General features: G+C 60.0%; 13 protein-coding genes. 10 read left to right on the forward strand and 3 right to left on the reverse strand.

From position 1 onward, the window contains the following. Positions 1 to 102 precede the first annotated feature (102 nt). The 3 genes from AC1DIG_RS27770 to phhA all read right to left on the reverse strand — a co-directional run bounded on the left by AC1DIG_RS27770 (position 103) and on the right by phhA (position 2,513). Positions 103 to 1,296 carry an amino acid aminotransferase gene (locus AC1DIG_RS27770; RefSeq protein ID WP_477769887.1) on the reverse strand — a complete coding sequence of 398 codons (1,194 nt, stop codon included), beginning with the start codon at positions 1,294 to 1,296 and terminating at the stop codon, positions 103 to 105. Next, complete coding sequence (locus AC1DIG_RS27775; RefSeq protein WP_019692410.1) at positions 1,296 to 1,652, reverse strand: 4a-hydroxytetrahydrobiopterin dehydratase; 357 nt, start codon at positions 1,650 to 1,652, stop codon at positions 1,296 to 1,298. The genes AC1DIG_RS27770 and AC1DIG_RS27775 overlap by 1 nt, the downstream gene beginning before the upstream one ends. A gap of 69 nt (positions 1,653 to 1,721) precedes the next feature. After that, a complete protein-coding gene (gene phhA / locus AC1DIG_RS27780) occupies positions 1,722 to 2,513 on the reverse strand; it encodes a phenylalanine 4-monooxygenase (RefSeq protein ID WP_477769888.1) in 792 nt (263 codons plus the stop codon). Positions 2,514 to 2,795: 282 nt separating this feature from the next. Here phhA and AC1DIG_RS27785 point away from each other — a divergent pair, with 282 nt between their 5' ends. The 10 genes from AC1DIG_RS27785 to AC1DIG_RS27830 all read left to right on the forward strand — a co-directional run bounded on the left by AC1DIG_RS27785 (position 2,796) and on the right by AC1DIG_RS27830 (position 17,081). Beyond that, on the forward strand, positions 2,796 to 4,355 hold the full coding sequence (locus tag AC1DIG_RS27785) for a sigma-54-dependent transcriptional regulator (protein WP_477769889.1): 1,560 nt from the start codon (positions 2,796 to 2,798) through the stop codon (positions 4,353 to 4,355). A gap of 338 nt (positions 4,356 to 4,693) precedes the next feature. Beyond that, positions 4,694 to 5,434: a flagellar basal body rod protein FlgF gene (locus AC1DIG_RS27790; RefSeq protein ID WP_123583969.1), complete on the forward strand. Its 741-nt coding sequence runs from the start codon at positions 4,694 to 4,696 to the stop codon at positions 5,432 to 5,434. A gap of 45 nt (positions 5,435 to 5,479) precedes the next feature. After that, entirely contained in the window at positions 5,480 to 6,265 is a 786-nt protein-coding gene (gene flgG, locus AC1DIG_RS27795; protein WP_054596270.1) for a flagellar basal-body rod protein FlgG, read from the forward strand. A gap of 51 nt (positions 6,266 to 6,316) precedes the next feature. Next, entirely contained in the window at positions 6,317 to 6,997 is a 681-nt protein-coding gene (gene flgH / locus AC1DIG_RS27800) for a flagellar basal body L-ring protein FlgH (RefSeq protein ID WP_477769890.1), read from the forward strand. Between the two features lie 15 nt (positions 6,998 to 7,012). Then, entirely contained in the window at positions 7,013 to 8,122 is a 1,110-nt protein-coding gene (locus tag AC1DIG_RS27805) for a flagellar basal body P-ring protein FlgI (protein ID WP_477769891.1), read from the forward strand. 10 nt (positions 8,123 to 8,132) lie between these two features. Next, on the forward strand, positions 8,133 to 9,428 hold the full coding sequence (gene flgJ / locus AC1DIG_RS27810; protein ID WP_477769892.1) for a flagellar assembly peptidoglycan hydrolase FlgJ: 1,296 nt from the start codon (positions 8,133 to 8,135) through the stop codon (positions 9,426 to 9,428). A gap of 23 nt (positions 9,429 to 9,451) precedes the next feature. Then, entirely contained in the window at positions 9,452 to 11,515 is a 2,064-nt protein-coding gene (gene flgK / locus AC1DIG_RS27815; protein WP_477769893.1) for a flagellar hook-associated protein FlgK, read from the forward strand. Between the two features lie 13 nt (positions 11,516 to 11,528). After that, positions 11,529 to 13,097, forward strand: coding sequence for a flagellar hook-associated protein 3 (locus AC1DIG_RS27820; RefSeq protein ID WP_477769894.1), 1,569 nt, complete (start codon positions 11,529 to 11,531; stop codon positions 13,095 to 13,097). Between the two features lie 115 nt (positions 13,098 to 13,212). Then, positions 13,213 to 16,809, forward strand: a complete 3,597-nt coding sequence (locus AC1DIG_RS27825) for a glycosyltransferase (RefSeq protein ID WP_477769895.1) — start codon at positions 13,213 to 13,215, stop codon at positions 16,807 to 16,809. A 77-nt stretch (positions 16,810 to 16,886) separates the two neighbouring features. Then, a complete protein-coding gene (locus AC1DIG_RS27830; RefSeq protein ID WP_477769896.1) occupies positions 16,887 to 17,081 on the forward strand; it encodes a hypothetical protein in 195 nt (64 codons plus the stop codon). Positions 17,082 to 17,485 lie beyond the last annotated feature (404 nt).

A 17,485-nucleotide genomic window follows, 5' to 3' on the forward strand; every position in this document is an offset into this window, starting at 1 on the left:
GCAATTCAAATGTGGGAGCGAGCTTGCTCGCGAATGAGACGATGCGGTTTATCAGAAAAACCGTGTAATCGTTCTTCGCGAGCAAGCTCGCTCCCACAGGGGTTACTTACAGACGTCGGCGATCGCTTGCGCCAGCAAATCCAGGCGTGTGGCATCGATCCCGGCGACGTTGGCACGACCGGAGCTGACCATGTACACGCTGTGATTCTCCCGCAGGTTTTTCACCTGAGCCGGTGTCAAACCGGTGTAGGAAAACATCCCGCGTTGCACGCCGATATGCGCGAAGCGTTCGCCCAAACCGTGTGGCTCCAGCGCTTCCACCAGGCCCGAGCGCAGCTGCGCGATACGCAAGCGCATGGCTTCCACTTCATCGGCCCACAGCTGTTTCAGCTCCGGGTCGCCAAGGATGGTTGCCACGACAGCGGCGCCGTGATCCGGTGGTGTCGACCACAGGTTGCGGGCGATGTTGGCCAATTGGCTGCGGATATCCACCAGCTTTTCGGCATCCTTCGCGCAGACGATCAGCGCGCCGGTGCGGTCGCGGTACAGGCCGAAGTTTTTCGAGCAGGAACTGGTGATCAGCAGTTCAGGCAGTTCAGCGGCAAACAAGCGCACGGCCCAGGCGTCCTGCTCCAGGCCATCGCCAAAACCCTGATAAGCGAAGTCGATCAGCGGCAGCAGTTCGCGGCTGCGAACTACTTCCAGCACACGGCGCCAGTCATCGTGGGACAGGTCGAAACCGGTCGGGTTGTGGCAGCAGGCGTGCAGCAGCACCACATCGCCCTTGGGAATCAAGTCCAGGGTCGCCAGCATCGCTTCGACATCGAGGCGATTGTCGCTGCCCACGTACGGATAGTGGCTGACCTTGAGGCCGGCGGTGGCGTAGATGGTTTCGTGAATCGGCCACGTCGGGTTGCTCAGCCAGATGCCACGGCCCGGCAGGCATTGCGCGATGAAGTCGGCGCTCAAGCGCAAGGCACCAGTGCCGCCCGGAGTCTGGGTGGCGCCGGCGCGCTGCTCGGCGATCAGCGCGGAGTCGGCGCCGAGCACCAGCTCATTGATCACTTTGCCGAACGCCGCGTCACCGTGACCACCGATGTAGGTCTTGGTGGTCTGCCGATCGACCAGGCGCAGTTCGGCGAGTTTCACCGACTGCGGAATCGGGGTCAGGCCCTGGGCATCCTTGTAGACGCCCACGCCAAGGTCGAATTTGCGCGGATTGTTGTCCTGCGCATAGGCCTCCATCAGGCCGAGAATCGGGTCGCCGGGTACTCGGCCGATGGCGTCGAAATGCATTATTTTCGGCCCTCGGCGTCTTTGGCCACTTCGTCAGTGCGCGCGGCCATGATGAAGTCGTTGCGGTGCAGGCCTTTGATCGAGTGGCTCCACCAGGTCACGGTGACTTTGCCCCACTCGGTGAGCAGGCCAGGATGGTGGCCTTCGGCCTCGGAGATTTCACCCACGGCGTTGGTAAAGGCCAGGGCAAATTTGAAATTCTTGAACAGGAAGACTTTTTCCAGCTGCATCACGCCGTCGCGAACTTCGATGTTCCAGTCAGGGATCTGCTTGATCAGTACCGGCAGTTCTTCGTCGCTGACTTGTGGGGCATCGGCACGGCAGGCTTCGCAATGGGCTTGGTTCAGAGCGTTCATGGTGGGTTCCTGAATTCGGTTCTTGTTAGACGTTACTATTTTTTGAGGGGCGCCGCGACTGCGGCGCTCTCAGGCCGCCTTGGGTTTAGGCGGAAACTTGGGTGCGTGCAGCCCCAGCTGCATGCCTTGCTGGACCATGCCCATGATGTCTTCGTGGGCCAGATCGAACAGGCGCTTGAGGTTGGGCAAGACGAAGTACAGCGGTTGCAGGATGTCGATGCGATACGGCGTGCGCATCGCTTCCAGCGGATCAAAGGCTTGATGCTCTGGCTCGCCGGACAGGCTGTACACGGTTTCTTTTGGCGAGGAGAGGATGCCGCCGCCGTAGATGCGTTTGCCGTCCGGGGTGTCGACCAGGCCGAACTCGATGGTCATCCAGTACAGGCGCGCCAGATAGACACGTTCTTCCTTGGAGGCCTGTAGGCCGAGTTTGCCGTAGGTGTGGGTGAATTCGGCGAACCAGGGGTTGGTCAGCAGCGGACAGTGCCCAAAGATCTCATGGAAAATGTCTGGCTCTTGCAGGTAATCCAGTTCTTCGCGAGTACGAATAAAGGTCGCGACCGGAAACTGCTTGCTGGCCAATAATTCAAAAAAGGTCTGAAACGGAATCAGCGCCGGTACGCGGGCGACTTGCCAGCCAGTGGTCTCGCCGAGGACTTTATTGATTTCGTCGAGTTGCGGAATGCGGTCATGGGGCAGGCCGAGTTTCTCGATGCCGTCCATGTATTCCTGGCATGCACGACCCTCGAGCACTTTCAACTGGCGAGTGATCAGCGTATTCCACACTGCGTGTTCTTCAGCGGTGTAGTGAATAAAACCTTGCGCATCGGGCTCGCGGGCCACGTATTGCGTCTGCTTCATGCTGCTCTCCTGCAAAGGGATACATTCTTGTTATGTCGTGTTGCCTATGGACCTAGAGATAACCCGAAGTGTGCGACCTTGCAGCAGGGTTTGAGCGTCGTGCGTAGGAGAATTCCCTGATTTTCGTAAAGTATTCGTTACGTATGAGCAGATGTGGCGTGGGCATTGATATTTTCGGGTTTGAAAAGGACTTGAGCTGTCACATAATCTTGACGACAAACTTCGCGCCTTGGCAGAAAAGTCCTCGCCATGCGCCTCATTTACCATCGTTCAGGCCTTTATATGCGTATCAAAGTCCACTGCCAGAACCGCATCGGTATCCTGCGCGACATTCTCAACCTGCTGGTGGAGTACGGGATCAACGTCGCCCGGGGTGAGGTCGGCGGCGAGCATGGCAACGCGATCTATCTGCATTGCCCGAACCTGATCAACCTTCAATTCCAGGCACTGCGTCCGAAGTTCGAGGCCATCACCGGTGTGTTTGGCGTCAAGCGTGTAGGGCTGATGCCCAGCGAGCGTCGGCACATGGAGCTGAATGCCTTGCTCGGCGCGCTGGAGTTTCCGGTGTTGTCGATCGACATGGGCGGCTCGATCGTTGCGGCCAACCGCGCCGCCGCGCAATTGCTTGGTGTGCGGGTGGACGAGGTGCCGGGCATTCCCTTGTCGCGGTATGCCGAGGACTTCGATTTGCCGGAGCTGGTACGCGCCAACAAATCGCGGATCAACGGCTTGCGGGTCAAGGTCAAGGGCGACGTGTTCCTGGCCGATATCGCGCCGTTGCAATCGGAGCATGACGACAGCGAGGCCATGGCCGGTGCGGTGCTGACGCTGCACCGGGCGGACCGGGTCGGCGAGCGCATCTATAACGTGCGCAAGCAGGAGTTGCGCGGTTTCGACAGCATCTTCCAGAGCTCCAAAGTCATGGCCGCGGTGGTGCGTGAAGCGCGGCGCATGGCGCCACTGGATGCGCCGCTGCTGATCGAGGGCGAGACCGGCACCGGTAAAGAACTGTTGGCGCGCGCCTGCCACCTGGCCAGCCCGCGCGGGCAGTCGCCATTGATGGCGCTCAATTGCGCCGGGCTGCCGGAGTCGATGGCCGAGACCGAGCTGTTCGGTTATGGCCCGGGTGCGTTCGAAGGGGCGCGGGCCGAAGGCAAGCTCGGGCTGCTGGAGCTGACGGCGGGCGGCACGCTGTTTCTTGATGGCGTCGGGGAAATGAGCCCGCGCTTGCAGGTGAAGTTGCTGCGGTTTTTGCAGGACGGTTGCTTCCGCAGGGTGGGCAGTGATGAAGAGGTTTACCTGGATGTGCGGGTGATCTGCGCAACGCAGGTCGATTTGTCTGAACTGTGTGCCAGCGGTGAATTCCGTCAGGATCTTTACCATCGCTTGAATGTGCTTTCACTGCACATCCCGCCACTGCGTGAATGCCTCGACGGTCTGACGCCGCTGGTCGAGCACTTCCTCGATCAGGCCAGTCGGCAGATCGGTTGTCCGCTACCGAAGCTGGCACCGGCGGCGATGGAGCGGCTCAGCCATTACCACTGGCCGGGCAACGTCCGGCAGTTGGAGAATGTGTTGTTTCAGGCGGTTTCGTTGTGTGACGGTGGCACGGTCAAGGCAGAGCATATTCGCCTGCCGGACTACGGCGTGCGCCAGCCTCTGGGGGATTTCTCGCTGGAAGGCGGGCTGGACGAGATTGTCGGGCGTTTCGAGAAGGCGGTGCTGGAGCGGCTGTATTCCGAGTACCCGAGCAGTCGCCTGCTGGGTAAGCGCCTTGGCGTGTCCCACACCACCATTGCCAACAAGCTGCGTGAATATGAAGTCGGCAAGACCGAGTCATAGCGGGTACCTACTTTATTAGTGCTGGCATCATCGCGAGCAAGCTCGCTCCCACATTGGGTCTTCGGCGGCCACATAATTTGTGAGCACTCCATAACCCTGTGGGAGCGAGCTTGCTCGCGATGGCGGTAGTGGCTGCTGCCCAACATCAAAGGTTGCCGCCAAACGGCATAACCGCGCCGGTTTTTCGTCTTTGACACAATCGCTCATTCCCCTCCAATTCCTCTCAAGTCCTTTGTTTAGAGGGCTTTGAACCTCTGCGTGGAAGTTGGTCTGCAAATTGCTTGAGGCTCAGCAGTACAGCGGTGGGCGGCAAACGTCCGACATGCAGAGGAAAGACTGTGGACAAGTACCTTTATGTGGCAATGACCGGCGCCAGCCAGAACGCACTGGCGCAAAAGGCTCATGCCAACAACCTGGCGAACATCTCCACCAACGGTTTTCAGAAAGACCTGGAGCAGGCGCGGTCGATGCCGGTGTTTGGCGACAGCTTTCCGGCGCGAGCGTTTGCCCTGTCCGAACGTCCGGCCACCGACTTCTCGCCTGGCGCGATGATTGAAACCGGTCGCGATCTCGATGTGGCGGTCCAGGGTAATGGCTGGATTGCCGTACAGAATCCGAATGGCGGTGAAAGCTATGTGCGCACCGGCAGCCTGAATGTCGACGCCCTGGGCGTGCTGCGCGCCGGCAACGGCATGCCGGTCATGGGCAACGGTGGTCCGATTGCCGTGCCACCCGAGCAAAAAATCGAAGTCGGCCAGGACGGCACCATCAGCATTCGGTCAATGGGCGAAGGCCCGCGCGTCATTGCAGAAATCGACCGCATCAAGCTGGTCAACCCGGACATCAAGAACATGACCAAGGGGCTGGACGGTTCGATCAACACCGCAGACGGCAAGCCGGCACCGGTCGATGCCAACGTGCAGCTGGTGTCGGGCTTCCTTGAGTCGAGCAACGTCAACGCCGTTGAAGAGATGACCTCGGTGCTGGCTTTGTCCAAGCAATTCGAGCTGCACATCAAGATGATGAACACCGCCAAAGACGACGACCAGGCCATGGCTCGGGTCTTGCAGATCAGCTAATTATCAGAACGTCGCGCCGTAAAACAGGCGCACGAGGAGAATTGAATGCTTCCGGCTCTATGGGTTGCCAAAACAGGTCTGTCCGCCCAGGACACCAACCTGACGACTATTTCCAACAACCTGGCAAACGTATCGACCACGGGTTTCAAGCGTGACCGTGCCGAGTTCCAGGACTTGTTGTACCAGATCAAGCGTCAGCCAGGCGCCCAGTCGACCCAAGACAGCGCACTGCCGTCGGGTCTGCAATTGGGTACCGGTGTGCGCATTGTCGGCACTCAGAAAAACTTCACCGCCGGTAGCCTGCAAACCACCGACCAGCCGCTGGACATGGCGGTCGACGGTCGCGGTTTCTTCCAGATCCTGCAGCCGGACGGCACGACCGCCTACACCCGTGACGGTACGTTCCACCTGGACTCCAATGGCCAGATCGTCAACGCCAGCGGCTTTGCCCTGGAACCGGCCATCGTCATTCCGAACAACGCACAGACCTTTACGGTTGGTCGTGACGGCACCGTGTCGATCACTGTTCCAGGTGCTGCTGCCGCGCAAGTGATCGGCAACCTGCAAACCGCCGACTTCATCAACCCGGCCGGTTTGCAGGCCATGGGTAACAACCTGTTCCAGGAAACCGCCGCCAGTGGTGCGCCGCAAATCGGTACGCCGGGCCTGAACGGTTTTGGTACCACGCTGCAGAACACCTTGGAAACCTCCAACGTCAGCACCGTTGAAGAGATGGTCAACATGATCACCACTCAACGCGCTTACGAGATGAACTCCAAGGTGATTTCTACCGCCGACCAGATGCTCTCGTTCGTAACGCAGAATCTGTAATCAAGTCTATGAGGCGGCATGAAGCCGCCTGCAACACCGTGAGGTAGGGTCATGAATCGCTTTGTATCTGTTCTCGCATTGAGTGGGATCGCCGTGCTCGCGGGCTGCGTCGGTCCGACGCCGAAGCCCAATGACCCGTACTACGCGCCCGTGTTGCCTCGTACACCGCTGCCGGCAGCGGCAAACAACGGCTCGATCTATCAGGCCGGTTTCGAGCAGAACCTGTACAGCGACCGCAAGGCGTTCCGGGTCGGTGACATCATCACCATCACCCTGAACGAGAAGACCCAGGCCAGTAAAAACGCCAACTCCCAGGTGGACAAAACCAGCAAGGCCGGAATCGGTCTGACCTCGCTGTTCGGTGGCACCCCGGCCACCAACAGTCCTCTGAGTCTGGGTGCCAATTACAACGGTGACCGCGCCACCAAGGGCGACAGCAAGGCAGGGCAGGGCAACAGCCTGGTCGGTTCGATCACCGTCACCGTTGCCGACGTGCTGCCCAACGGCATCATTGCCGTGCGTGGCGAGAAGTGGATGACCCTCAATACCGGTGATGAGCTGGTGCGCATTGCCGGTCTGGTCCGGGCAGACGATATCGCTACCGATAACACGGTGCCGTCGACGCGTATCGCTGATGCACGGATCACCTATTCGGGCACCGGTTCGTTTGCCGATGCGAGTCAGCCAGGCTGGTTCGACCGTTTCTTCTTAAGCCCGTTGTTCCCTTTTTAGGTGATGAAACGACTCATGTTTAATTTCAAGCACCTGATGGCGGCCATGTTGTTGCTGTCCACTTCCCTCGGCGTTCAGGCCGAGCGGCTGAAGGACATCGCCAGTATTTCGGGCGTGCGTTCCAACCAATTGATCGGCTACGGCCTGGTCGTCGGGCTTAACGGCACGGGTGACCAGACCACGCAAACCCCGTTCACCCTGCAGACTTTCAACAACATGCTCTCGCAGTTCGGCATCAAGGTGCCGCCCGGTTCTGGCAACGTGCAGTTGAAGAACGTCGCGGCGGTGTCGGTCAGTGCCGATTTGCCGGCGTTCGCCAAACCGGGTCAGCAGGTCGACATCACCGTATCCTCGATCGGTAACTCCAAGAGCCTGCGTGGCGGCACCTTGCTGCTGACGCCGCTCAAGGGTATCGACGGTAACGTCTATGCGATCGCCCAGGGCAACCTGGTGGTCGGTGGTTTTGATGCTGAAGGTCGCGACGGTTCGAAGATCACCGTCAACGTTCCGTCGGCGGGTCGCATCCCGGGTGGTGCTTCGGTCGAGCGTTCGGTGCCGAGTGGTTTCAATCAGGGCAACAGCCTGACCCTGAACCTCAACCGCTCCGACTTCACCACCGCCAAGCGCGTGGTCGACAAGATCAACAACATGCTCGGCCCTGGTGTTGCTCAGGCCATCGACGGCGGTTCGATTCGCGTCACTGCGCCGCTCGATCCGAGCCAGCGCGTCGACTACTTGTCGATCCTGGAAAACCTCGAAGTCGATCCGGGGCAGGCGGTGGCCAAGGTCATCATCAACTCGCGGACCGGCACTATCGTGATCGGTCAGAACGTCAAGGTTTCACCGGCCGCCGTGACTCACGGCAGCCTGACCGTGACCATCACCGAAGACCCGATCGTCAGTCAGCCGGGACCTTTGTCCAACGGTCAGACGGCAGTGGTGCCGCGTTCCCGGGTCAATGCGCAGCAAGAAGCCAAGCCGATGTTCAAGTTTGGTCCTGGCACCACGCTGGACGAGATTGTCCGTGCGGTGAATCAGGTCGGCGCGGCGCCGGGTGACTTGATGGCGATCCTTGAAGCGTTGAAACAGGCTGGCGCACTGCAAGCCGACTTGATCGTGATTTGATATGGCGAACATGGATCTTCACAAGAGCGGGTTGGTCAGCAGCGGCGATTCGGGTTCGTACTCGGACCTGAACCGGCTTAACCAGCTCAAGGTCGGTGACAAGAACAGCGATGCGAACATGCGCAAAGTGGCGCAGGAGTTCGAGTCGCTGTTCCTCGGCGAGATGCTCAAGTCCATGCGCTCGGCCACCGAGACCCTGGGCAAGGACAATCCGCTCAACACGCCTGCGGCCAAGCAGTACCAGGAAATGTACGACCAGCAGCTGGCGGTTTCCATGTCCCGCCAGGGTCATGGTATCGGCCTGGCCGACGTGCTGATGCGCCAGATGTCGAAGAACAAACCGCTGGCGCCGGGCGAGGCGGCGGCGATGTCTGCGGCCAAGCAGGCAGCGGCGAAAGCGGCAGTATCAACGCCGGTGGCTGCCGGTACGGTGGGCACCGATGGGCCGTTGTCGCGGCTCAATGGTCAGCGGCCGTTGTGGGCGTCGCGCGCGGTCAACCCGCCGCAACAATCGCTCGACGGGCACCGCAATGACGTGGCGATGCTCAACCAGCGTCGTCTGGCGCTGCCGCCGAAACTCGCGGATCGCTTGCTCGCCGGCCTGGTGCCGTCGGCATCGACGACCGCTGCGACCAGCGCAACGGCGCTCAACAACATCCAGTCGTCTCAAGGCATGAAGACCGGTTCCGGTCCGCTGTTCAATGGCGATTGGCTGGCCTCGCAAACGGATTCGGGATCGAGCGGGCGGATGCAGATTTATGGTCGTGCCATGGCTCAAATTCCGCTGGCACCGGCGAAGAAAGCTTTCAGCTCCGCCGACGAATTCGTCAATACGATGATGCCGATGGCCAAGGAGGCCGCCGACCGCATTGGCGTCGATCCACGTTATCTGGTGGCCCAGGCGGCCCTGGAAACCGGTTGGGGTAAATCGGTCATGCGCGCCCAGGATGGCAGCAGCAGTCACAACCTGTTCGGCATCAAGGCCGGCAGCAGCTGGAAGGGCGATTCGGCGCGGGCGATCACCAGCGAGTTCAGGAATGGCGAGATGGTCAAGGAGACGGCCGAGTTCCGTTCCTACGGTTCTTACAAGGACAGCTTCCATGACCTTGTGACGTTGCTGCAAACCAATAATCGCTATCAAGATGTTGTGAAGTCGGCCGATAACCCGGAACAGTTTGTACGCGAGTTGCAAAAGGCCGGGTATGCAACCGACCCAGGCTACGCCAACAAGATTTCGCAGATTGCCAAGCAGATGAAGAGTTACCAGAACTACGCTGCGGCGGGCTCTTCCACGACGCCTTTATAGGCATAAGGTATAAGGTCTGAATCATGAGTTTGCTCAATATCGGGATGTCGGGGTTGAATGCGGCCTCATCGTCTTTGGCGGTGACCGGCAACAACATTGCCAACGTTGACACGGCCGGCTACTCTCGTCAGCAAACCGTACAGAACAGCAAGTCCTCGATTCAGTACGGCAGCAACGTATTCATCGGCACGGGCACGACCCTGGCTGACGTGCGTCGTGTGTATAGCGCTTACCTCGACACCCAGTTGCAGACCAGCACTTCGCTTAACGGCCAGGCATCGTCCTATCTGGGGCAGGTTACGCCGGTCGACACGATGCTGTCCGACAGCAACACCGGCCTCAGTGGCTCACTGCAGAAGTTCTTCACGTCCCTGCAAGCGGTCGCGACCAAGCCTACCGATGATGCGTCCCGCCAATCGGTGATGACCAATGCCAAGACCTTGAGCGATCGCTTCAACTCGATTTCCAAGCAGTTGACCGACCAGAACACCGGCATCAACTCCAACCTGGCGGACATGGCATCCCAGGTCAACAAACTGGCGACCACGATCGCCCAGTACAACCAGCAGATCTCTCAAACAGCGGGTAGCAACACCAGCAACAGCAGTGGCCCGAGCGACTTGCTCGACAAGCGTAACGAGGCGGTCCGCCAGCTTTCCGACCTGGTCGGTGCCCAGGTTGTCGAACGCGGCACCAACTACGACGTCTACATCGGCAGCGGTCAGCCGTTGGTGATGGGCGGCACCACTAACACCCTGGAAACCGTACCGGGCAAGACTGATCCGACTCAGTCGACGCTCCAGTTGAATCGCGGTTCGAGCGTCATCGATATTACGTCGGTGATGACGACCGGGCAGATGGGTGGCTTGCTGAGTTATCGCAGCGAAGTGCTCAACCCGGCAATTAACGAGCTGGGGCGAGTGGCACTGGTTGTCGCCGATCAGATGAACCAGCAGCAGGCACAAGGCATCGACCAGAACGGCAACTTTGGTTCGGCGATCTTCAACAACATCAACAGTGCCACGCTGATCTCGCAGCGCAGTATTGCCCAGGCGGGTAACAGCGCCGGTTCCGGTAACCTCAATGTCACCATCAACGACACGGGCAAGCTGACCACCAACGATTATCAGGTGACCTTCACCAGCGCTACGAACTACAGCGTTACGCGCTCCGACGGCACCAACATGGGAGCCTTCAGCACCACCACCACACCGGCTCCGGTGATCGACGGCTTCAGCATGACGCTCAATGGCGGCGGTGCAATGAGCGCCGGCGACACCTTCAAGGTGACACCGACCCGCAGCGGTGCCAGTGATATCCAGACGGTGATCACCGATCCGAAGAAGCTCGCCGCAGCTGCGCCTCTGAGTGGTGTTGCCAGTGCCAACAACAAAGGCACCTATACCCAGCCGACGTTGACCAGCACCCTGGATATCTACAATCCAGCGGCCAATGCCGACCTGCAAACGGGGCTCCAGTATTCGACGCCGGTCAAAGTGGTGTTCGATCCAGCAGGCGCCGGGACCCAGGGTTATAAGCTTTACGATGCCAAGGGCGTCAGCATGGGCTCGGGCAGCATCGTTCCCGGTCAAAGCAATACCCTGAACCTGCAAGTGAACATGGTCGATAGCACGGGTGCTGCGATCATGGATAACTCGGTCGTGCCGCCAGTGCAGAAGACCTTCTCGGTTCAAACAACGGTCAATGGTTCGCCTGCTGCCGGTGAGAGCTTCAGTATTTCGTTGACCGGCGCCAACTCTTCAGACAACCGCAACGGCACCGCACTGGTCGGTTTACAGACCAGGCAGACGGTGGAAACCGGTTCGGTGAGCAAGGGGCTCAGCCTCTCGGATGCCTACGGCAAACTGGTGTCCAACGTTGGTGCCCAGGCGGCCCAGGCCAAGGCTGACGGCGATGCCGCCACGGTGATTCTGACCGGGGCCAAGAATGCCCGCGATGCCCTGTCAGGTGTGAACCTCGATGAAGAGTCCGGCAACCTGGTGAAATACCAGCAGTACTACACAGCCTCATCGCAGATCATCAAGGCTGCGCAGGAAACTTTCAGCACGCTGATCAACAGTCTTTAAGGAGTCGTAATTCATGCGCATTTCTACCGCCCAGTATTACGAAACGACCGCTGCCAACTATCAGCGTAATTACAACAATGCAATCAAGACCAGCGCCGAAGCGAGCAGCCTGACCAAGGTCAACACAGCTGCCGATGATCCGATTGGTGCTGCGCGCTTGCTTCAGCTCGGCCAACAGAGTGCGATGCTGGATCAGTACGCCGGCAACATCAGCAGCCTCAAGGGTGCATACAGTCAGTCCGAAACCGCACTGAGTGCCATTGGCACCGCCTTGCAGCGGGCCAAGGAACTCGCGCTGGGCGCCAGCAACGGCACGCAGACCGATGCGGACCGTAAGGCTGCGGCCCAGGAGCTGGGGCAGATCCAGAGCCAGGTGTTAGGCCTCATGAACAGTCAGGATGCCAACGGCAACTATCTGTTCGCCGGCTCCAAAACCAGCACGCCTCCGTACACGGCAAACTCCGATGGTACCTACAGCTACAACGGTGACCAGTCCGACGTGAGCCTGGCCATCGGCGACTCCATGTCGGTTGCCAGCAACATCACCGGTTGGGATGCCTTCCAGAAGTCGGTCAATACCAGTCGCTCTCTGACCACCATGACCGCACCTGCGGTGGATGACGGTCGGGTGACGCTATCCAACGGCCAGATCAGCAACAGCGGAACGTTCGATTCCAAGTTCACCGCAGGTCAACCTTACACCGTGAATTTTGTCAGCAGTACCCAGCTGCAGATCACTGATGCGCTGGGTAACGATGTCACTGCCGAGGCCAGCCAGAACGGTGTGATCAGCAATAAGGACGCGTCTAACCAGACGGTCAGTTTCCGTGGTGTGGATTTGACGCTGAACATCAATCTGAAGCCTGGCGATACCGTTCCAGACACGGTGATCGCCGGCCATAGCTTCCAGTTGGCGGTCAAGCCCGACACCATCAATGCTTCGCGTAGCCCGGGCAACCCGTCTACTGCAGTGATTTCCGGTGCGACGACGAGCAACCCGACTGCCTATAACAGCTCCTTCCCGACTGGCGGTGCGATTCTCAAGTTCACCAGTGCCACGGCTTACGATCTTTATGCATCGCCGATCACGGCGACCAGCAAGCCGGTGTCTTCGGGCACCATGGCCGGTTCTACGGCGACAGCTGCAGGGGTTACGTTTACGCTCGGCGGTACTCCGGCAGCCGGCGATCAGTTTGTTGTCCAGGCTAACAACCACCAGACCCAGAACGTTCTGGACACCCTGGGGCAGTTGCAAGCGGCGTTGAATACTCCGGCGGATAACAATCCGGTCGCCTTGCAAAAAATGCAGGCAGCCGTCGCGTCGGGCATGGGCAACCTGGACACCGCGCAGGCGCAGTTGGGGTCGGCAATCACTGCTGTGGGTGTGCGTGGCCAGGCCCTGGATGATCAGACGACAACCAACCAGAGTCTCGTCCTGGCCAACACTACCAGCCAGTCGGCTATCCGCGACTCTGATCCGGCAGAAGTCATGACCCGTCTGACGTTGCAGCAAACCATGTTGCAGGCTGCGCAACTGGCGTTCAGCAAAATCAGTCAGCTGGGCCTGTTCAACAAGATCTAAGAGGGCCTGGCGCGAAAGCGCCTGGCCGTAAACCGCCGAATACCAATCGCCTTTTTTTCAGCGGTTTCAGGGGCTCACCCGACCGGGTGAGCATCCTCCGCTTGAGAGCCCCGCCGTGAATCCAGCCCCGTTAGTCAGCCTCGTCATCCCCGCCTTCAATCCACGCTTCTTCGCTCGGGCCCTGCGCAGTGCCCTGATCCAGCAATACGCCAACCTCGAAATCATTGTGTGCGACGACAGTCGTGGCGATGAGATCAAACAGGTTGTCGAGTCGCTGGCGGGCGACGCGGCAGAACGCGTGCGGTATGTACGAAACCCGCAGACGCTGGGATTCGTCGGCAATCTGCTGGCGTGCCTGGGCGAGGCAAAGGGCGAGTACATCAAGTTTCTCTGTGATGATGACCAGTTGTCGCCTGCGTGTATCGAACGCCAGGCGCAGGTCCTGACCGAGCAGGCGGACATCAATCTGGTGCTGGCCCAGCGCGCGTTCTGGGATGCGGATGATCACCCGCTGCCGTCACGCCTGGAGAACAGCACGCTGTCGCCGGTGTGCGGGATATTCAAGGGCGATGACCTGCTGGCGATTTTCGAGAGCTTCCCGGTCAACTTCGTCGGTGGTTTCAGCAATGCGCTGTTCCGCCGCGAGGATATGCAGGAGCTGATGCCTGCCCTGACTCAGCCAGGCCATTGCTTTGTCGCATCGCTCGATCTGGCCTTGTACATCTGCCTGATGCGCCGGGGCAACATAGCTCAGCTCAACTACGTGTTGAGTGTCGAGCGCTTGCATCCGGAGCGTTTGATTCGTCAGCAGCCGATGAAAGATGCGGCGGAGCTGGAAAAGCAGTGGCTGGTGCAAATGCTCAAGGTTCGTGGTGGCGAGGGCGCACCGGCGGCAGGTTGGGTTCGGTACTTGCCGTTGAGCCGCGCCAGCGAGGCGCCGCGCGTCTGGGACGAACTGCCCCTGAGTCGAACCCTGGGCGCTCGCCAGTCCAACCAGGAGTATCGGGTGGGTATCGCCAGCGAGAGTTTTTCCCAGCTGTACTCGCAATGGCTGGCGTGTCGCACGCTCAGTGAGACTCAGCGAAGTCTATTGCCGGAAACCGTGGCCGGTTGGTCGCGGCAACCGAAAATTGTCCCGATCATCATCGATGAGCAGGCCAGCCGAGCCAATCTGGATCTCACCCTTAAAAGCCTTGCCGGGCAGCTCTACGCGCCGGAGCTGACCTTGGTGTTGTCCAGCGCCTGTACCGAAGCGCAGCTCGATGAGCGGGTGTTCAACCTGCCATTGCAGGAGGACTGGTGCGCGCAGCTCAACGCATTGCTGGCGCAACTCGACGGCGTCGACTGGTTCTACGTGCTGCGTGCCGGCGATCGCCTGGTGGAGCCGGCGCTGTTGCTGCTGGCCGAGCGCATCAGTGCCTCGCCGAGTGCGTTGTGCGTGTATGGCGATGAAGGCGGATTGCGTGACGGTGAGTCGGCCGACCCGGTCTTCAAGCCGGATTTCAACCTGGACCTGATGCGCAGTTATCCCTACGTCGGGCGATCCCTGGCGTTTCAGCGTGAGCGTTTCCTGGCGCTGGGTGGTTTCAATTCAAGCTACGGCGAGCTGGCGCCTCACGATGTGCTGTGGCGCATGGTCGAGGATGACGGCATCAAGGTCGTCGAACATATTGCCGAGGTGATGCTGGAGTCGACATTCGGCCTGGCACAGTGGCTGGCGCTGCCCGAAGTCATTGAGCTCAACCCGCAAGTGTTGGAGGCGCATCTTCAGCGATTGGGCGTTGCCCACGAGATTCGCCAGGGCAGTTTTACCTTGCTCAATCGCGTCGATTACCTGCACGCCGATCGGCCGCTGGTGTCGATCGTCATTGTCTGCAAGGATCAGTTGGCAGTGCTGCAACGCTGTGTCGAAAGTCTGTTGGAGAAAACTGCCTACAGCGAGTACGAGTTGTTGCTGGTCGATGACGGCAGCGAGTCTGCGCAGACGCTTGAGTGGCTGAGCGCCATGGCGCAGTTGGGCTCAGACCGGTTGCGGGTGTTGACGTATCCGCAGCAGGGTAATGTCGCGGCGACGCGCAACTTCGCGGCGCAGCAGGCTCGCGGCGAATACCTGCTGATGCTTGACCCGTATGTGGTGGTCACCCGTGCGGACTGGCTGGATGAATTGCTCAATCATGCGCAGCGTCCAGAAGTCGGTGTGGTCGGGGCCAAGCTGTTCAATCCCGACGGTTGCGTGCTGCATGCCGGCCTGATTCTCGGGCTGCAAGGGCCGGCGGGTTCACCGTTTTTCGGTGACTCGCTGAACGCCGCCGGCTACATGCATCGTTTGCAAGTGGTTCAGGACTTGAGCGCGGTCGGTGCTGATTGCCTGATGGTGCGCAAGGCGTTGTTCGAGAGTGTCGGTGGGCTTCAGGCGGAGGATTTTGCCTTGACTCTCAACGAGGTGGACCTGTGTTTGCGGGTCCGTCAAAGCGGCTATCTGGTGGTGTGGACGCCATACGCCCAACTGGCCCTGGGGACGCAGCCCGTAGTCGTGCCGGACAAAGCCGAACTGGCGCTGCGCACGCAGGAGCAGGAAACCTTCTACCGGCGCTGGTTGCCCATCGTTGCTCGCGACCCGGCGTACAACCCCAACCTGATGCTGAATACGCTAGGCAGCTCCAGTTACAGTCTGGAGCCAGGCTTGCGCACCGGCTGGAGCCCGTTTTCCGTTCGTCAGTTACCGAAGGTCATGGCGTTGCCGGTCAATTCCTCGGCGGTCGGTCACTATCGGACGATCCAGCCGCTGGTCGAACTGGAGAAGGCCGGTCGGGCGACCGGGCGGATCTACTACGACCTGCCGTCGATCATCGAGATCGAGCGTGAGTCGCCGGACGTGATCATTTTGCAGGGGCGCTACAGCGAGGGGCCGATCAACGAGATCGCTGCCTTCAAGCCCTATACCAGCGCCCGACTGATTTACGAACTGGATGACTATGTCATCAAGGCGCCGAAGAAGAACGCGCACATTCGCAATATGCCGGACAACGTCGAGATGGAGCGTCTGGTCCGTCGCGGCATCGGCCTGTGCGATCGGGTGGTGGTTTCGACTCAACCACTGGCCGATGCGTTGTCGTCGATGCATCACGACATTCGGGTCGTGCCGAACATGCTCGCGACTCATCTTTGGGATGGCCTGCGCAGTCAGCGTCGCACCTCGAAAAAGCCACGGGTTGGCTGGGGTGGCGGTACCAGTCACTCGGGCGACCTGGCGATCATCGCTGATGTCGTTCGCGAGCTGGCCAACGAGGTGGATTGGGTGTTCTTCGGCATGTGCCCCGAAGAATTGCTGCCTTACATGCATGAGTTCCATGGCGTGATCGACCTCAGTGTCTACCCGGCGAAGCTGGCCAGCCTGAACCTCGACCTGGCGCTGGCGCCGCTGGAGTTTCATATCTTCAACGACTGCAAGAGCAATCTGCGTCTGTTGGAGTACGGTGCTTGCGGCTACCCGGTGGTGTGTACGGATACCGAGGCGTATCGGGGTTATCTGCCGTGCACTCGGGTTGTCAGCAACAGCACGCAAGAATGGTTGCAGGCCATTCGCATGCACCTGGCGGACCCGGATGCCAGCTACCGCATGGGCGATGAATTGCGCGAAGCGGTACTGCGCGACTACATGCTGCGCGGAGACAACGTGCGGTATTGGGAAAATGGTTGGTTGGCCGACTGATACGCCCTGCCTTCGGAGCTGCCGAAGGCTGCGATCTTTTGACCTTGGCGGCCTGGCAGCCGACCAACCTCTCGCAGATGTACACAGTCCAACTGTGGGAGCCGGGCTTGCTCGCGATGGCGGCCTGGCCGCCGACCAACCTCTCGCAGATGTACACAGTCCAACTGTGGGAGCCTGGCTTGCTCGCGATGGCGGCCTGGCAGCCGACCAACCTCTCGCAGATGTACACAGTCCAACTGTGGGAGCCGGGCTTGCCCGCGATGGCGGCCTGACAGCCGACCAACCTCTTGCAGATGTACACAGTCCAACTGTGGGAGCTGGGCTTGCCCGCGATGGCGGCCTGACAGCCGACCAATCTCTCGCAGATGTACACAGTCCAACTGTGGGAGCCGGGCTTGCCCGCGATGGCGGCCTGACAGCCGACCAATCTCTTGCAGGTGTACATATCCATTTCTGCGGTAACGGCCACTTGGGGTTTCGCCCTGACGGCGACTCACTTTTGCAGACGCCCAAAAGTAAGCAAAACGCTTCGCCCCAAGCGTACGGCACCTCGCCTAGGCTCGGCGTCCCCTCGTTCCGGCATTCATCAGGGGGCATCGCCTACGGTCTGCTTCGCGACGACCTCCTCTCGATGTGTCCGGCTGCGCCGTACGGCGCTGCGCGCCCACCCCCTGAT

This window comes from Pseudomonas sp. 05N431 (assembly GCF_056397005.1).

Coding starts and splice junctions, on each gene's coding strand:
- AC1DIG_RS27770 (WP_477769887.1), bottom strand. CDS start 1,296: ATGCATTTCGACGCCATCGGCCGAGTACCCGGCGACCCGATTCTCGGC.
- AC1DIG_RS27775 (WP_019692410.1), bottom strand. CDS start 1,652: ATGAACGCTCTGAACCAAGCCCATTGCGAAGCCTGCCGTGCCGATGCC.
- phhA (WP_477769888.1), bottom strand. CDS start 2,513: ATGAAGCAGACGCAATACGTGGCCCGCGAGCCCGATGCGCAAGGTTTT.
- AC1DIG_RS27785 (WP_477769889.1), top strand. CDS start 2,796: ATGCGTATCAAAGTCCACTGCCAGAACCGCATCGGTATCCTGCGCGAC.
- flgG (WP_054596270.1), top strand. CDS start 5,480: ATGCTTCCGGCTCTATGGGTTGCCAAAACAGGTCTGTCCGCCCAGGAC.
- flgH (WP_477769890.1), top strand. CDS start 6,317: ATGAATCGCTTTGTATCTGTTCTCGCATTGAGTGGGATCGCCGTGCTC.
- AC1DIG_RS27805 (WP_477769891.1), top strand. CDS start 7,013: ATGTTTAATTTCAAGCACCTGATGGCGGCCATGTTGTTGCTGTCCACT.
- flgJ (WP_477769892.1), top strand. CDS start 8,133: ATGGATCTTCACAAGAGCGGGTTGGTCAGCAGCGGCGATTCGGGTTCG.
- flgK (WP_477769893.1), top strand. CDS start 9,452: ATGAGTTTGCTCAATATCGGGATGTCGGGGTTGAATGCGGCCTCATCG.
- AC1DIG_RS27820 (WP_477769894.1), top strand. CDS start 11,529: ATGCGCATTTCTACCGCCCAGTATTACGAAACGACCGCTGCCAACTAT.
- AC1DIG_RS27830 (WP_477769896.1), top strand. CDS start 16,887: ATGTACACAGTCCAACTGTGGGAGCCGGGCTTGCTCGCGATGGCGGCC.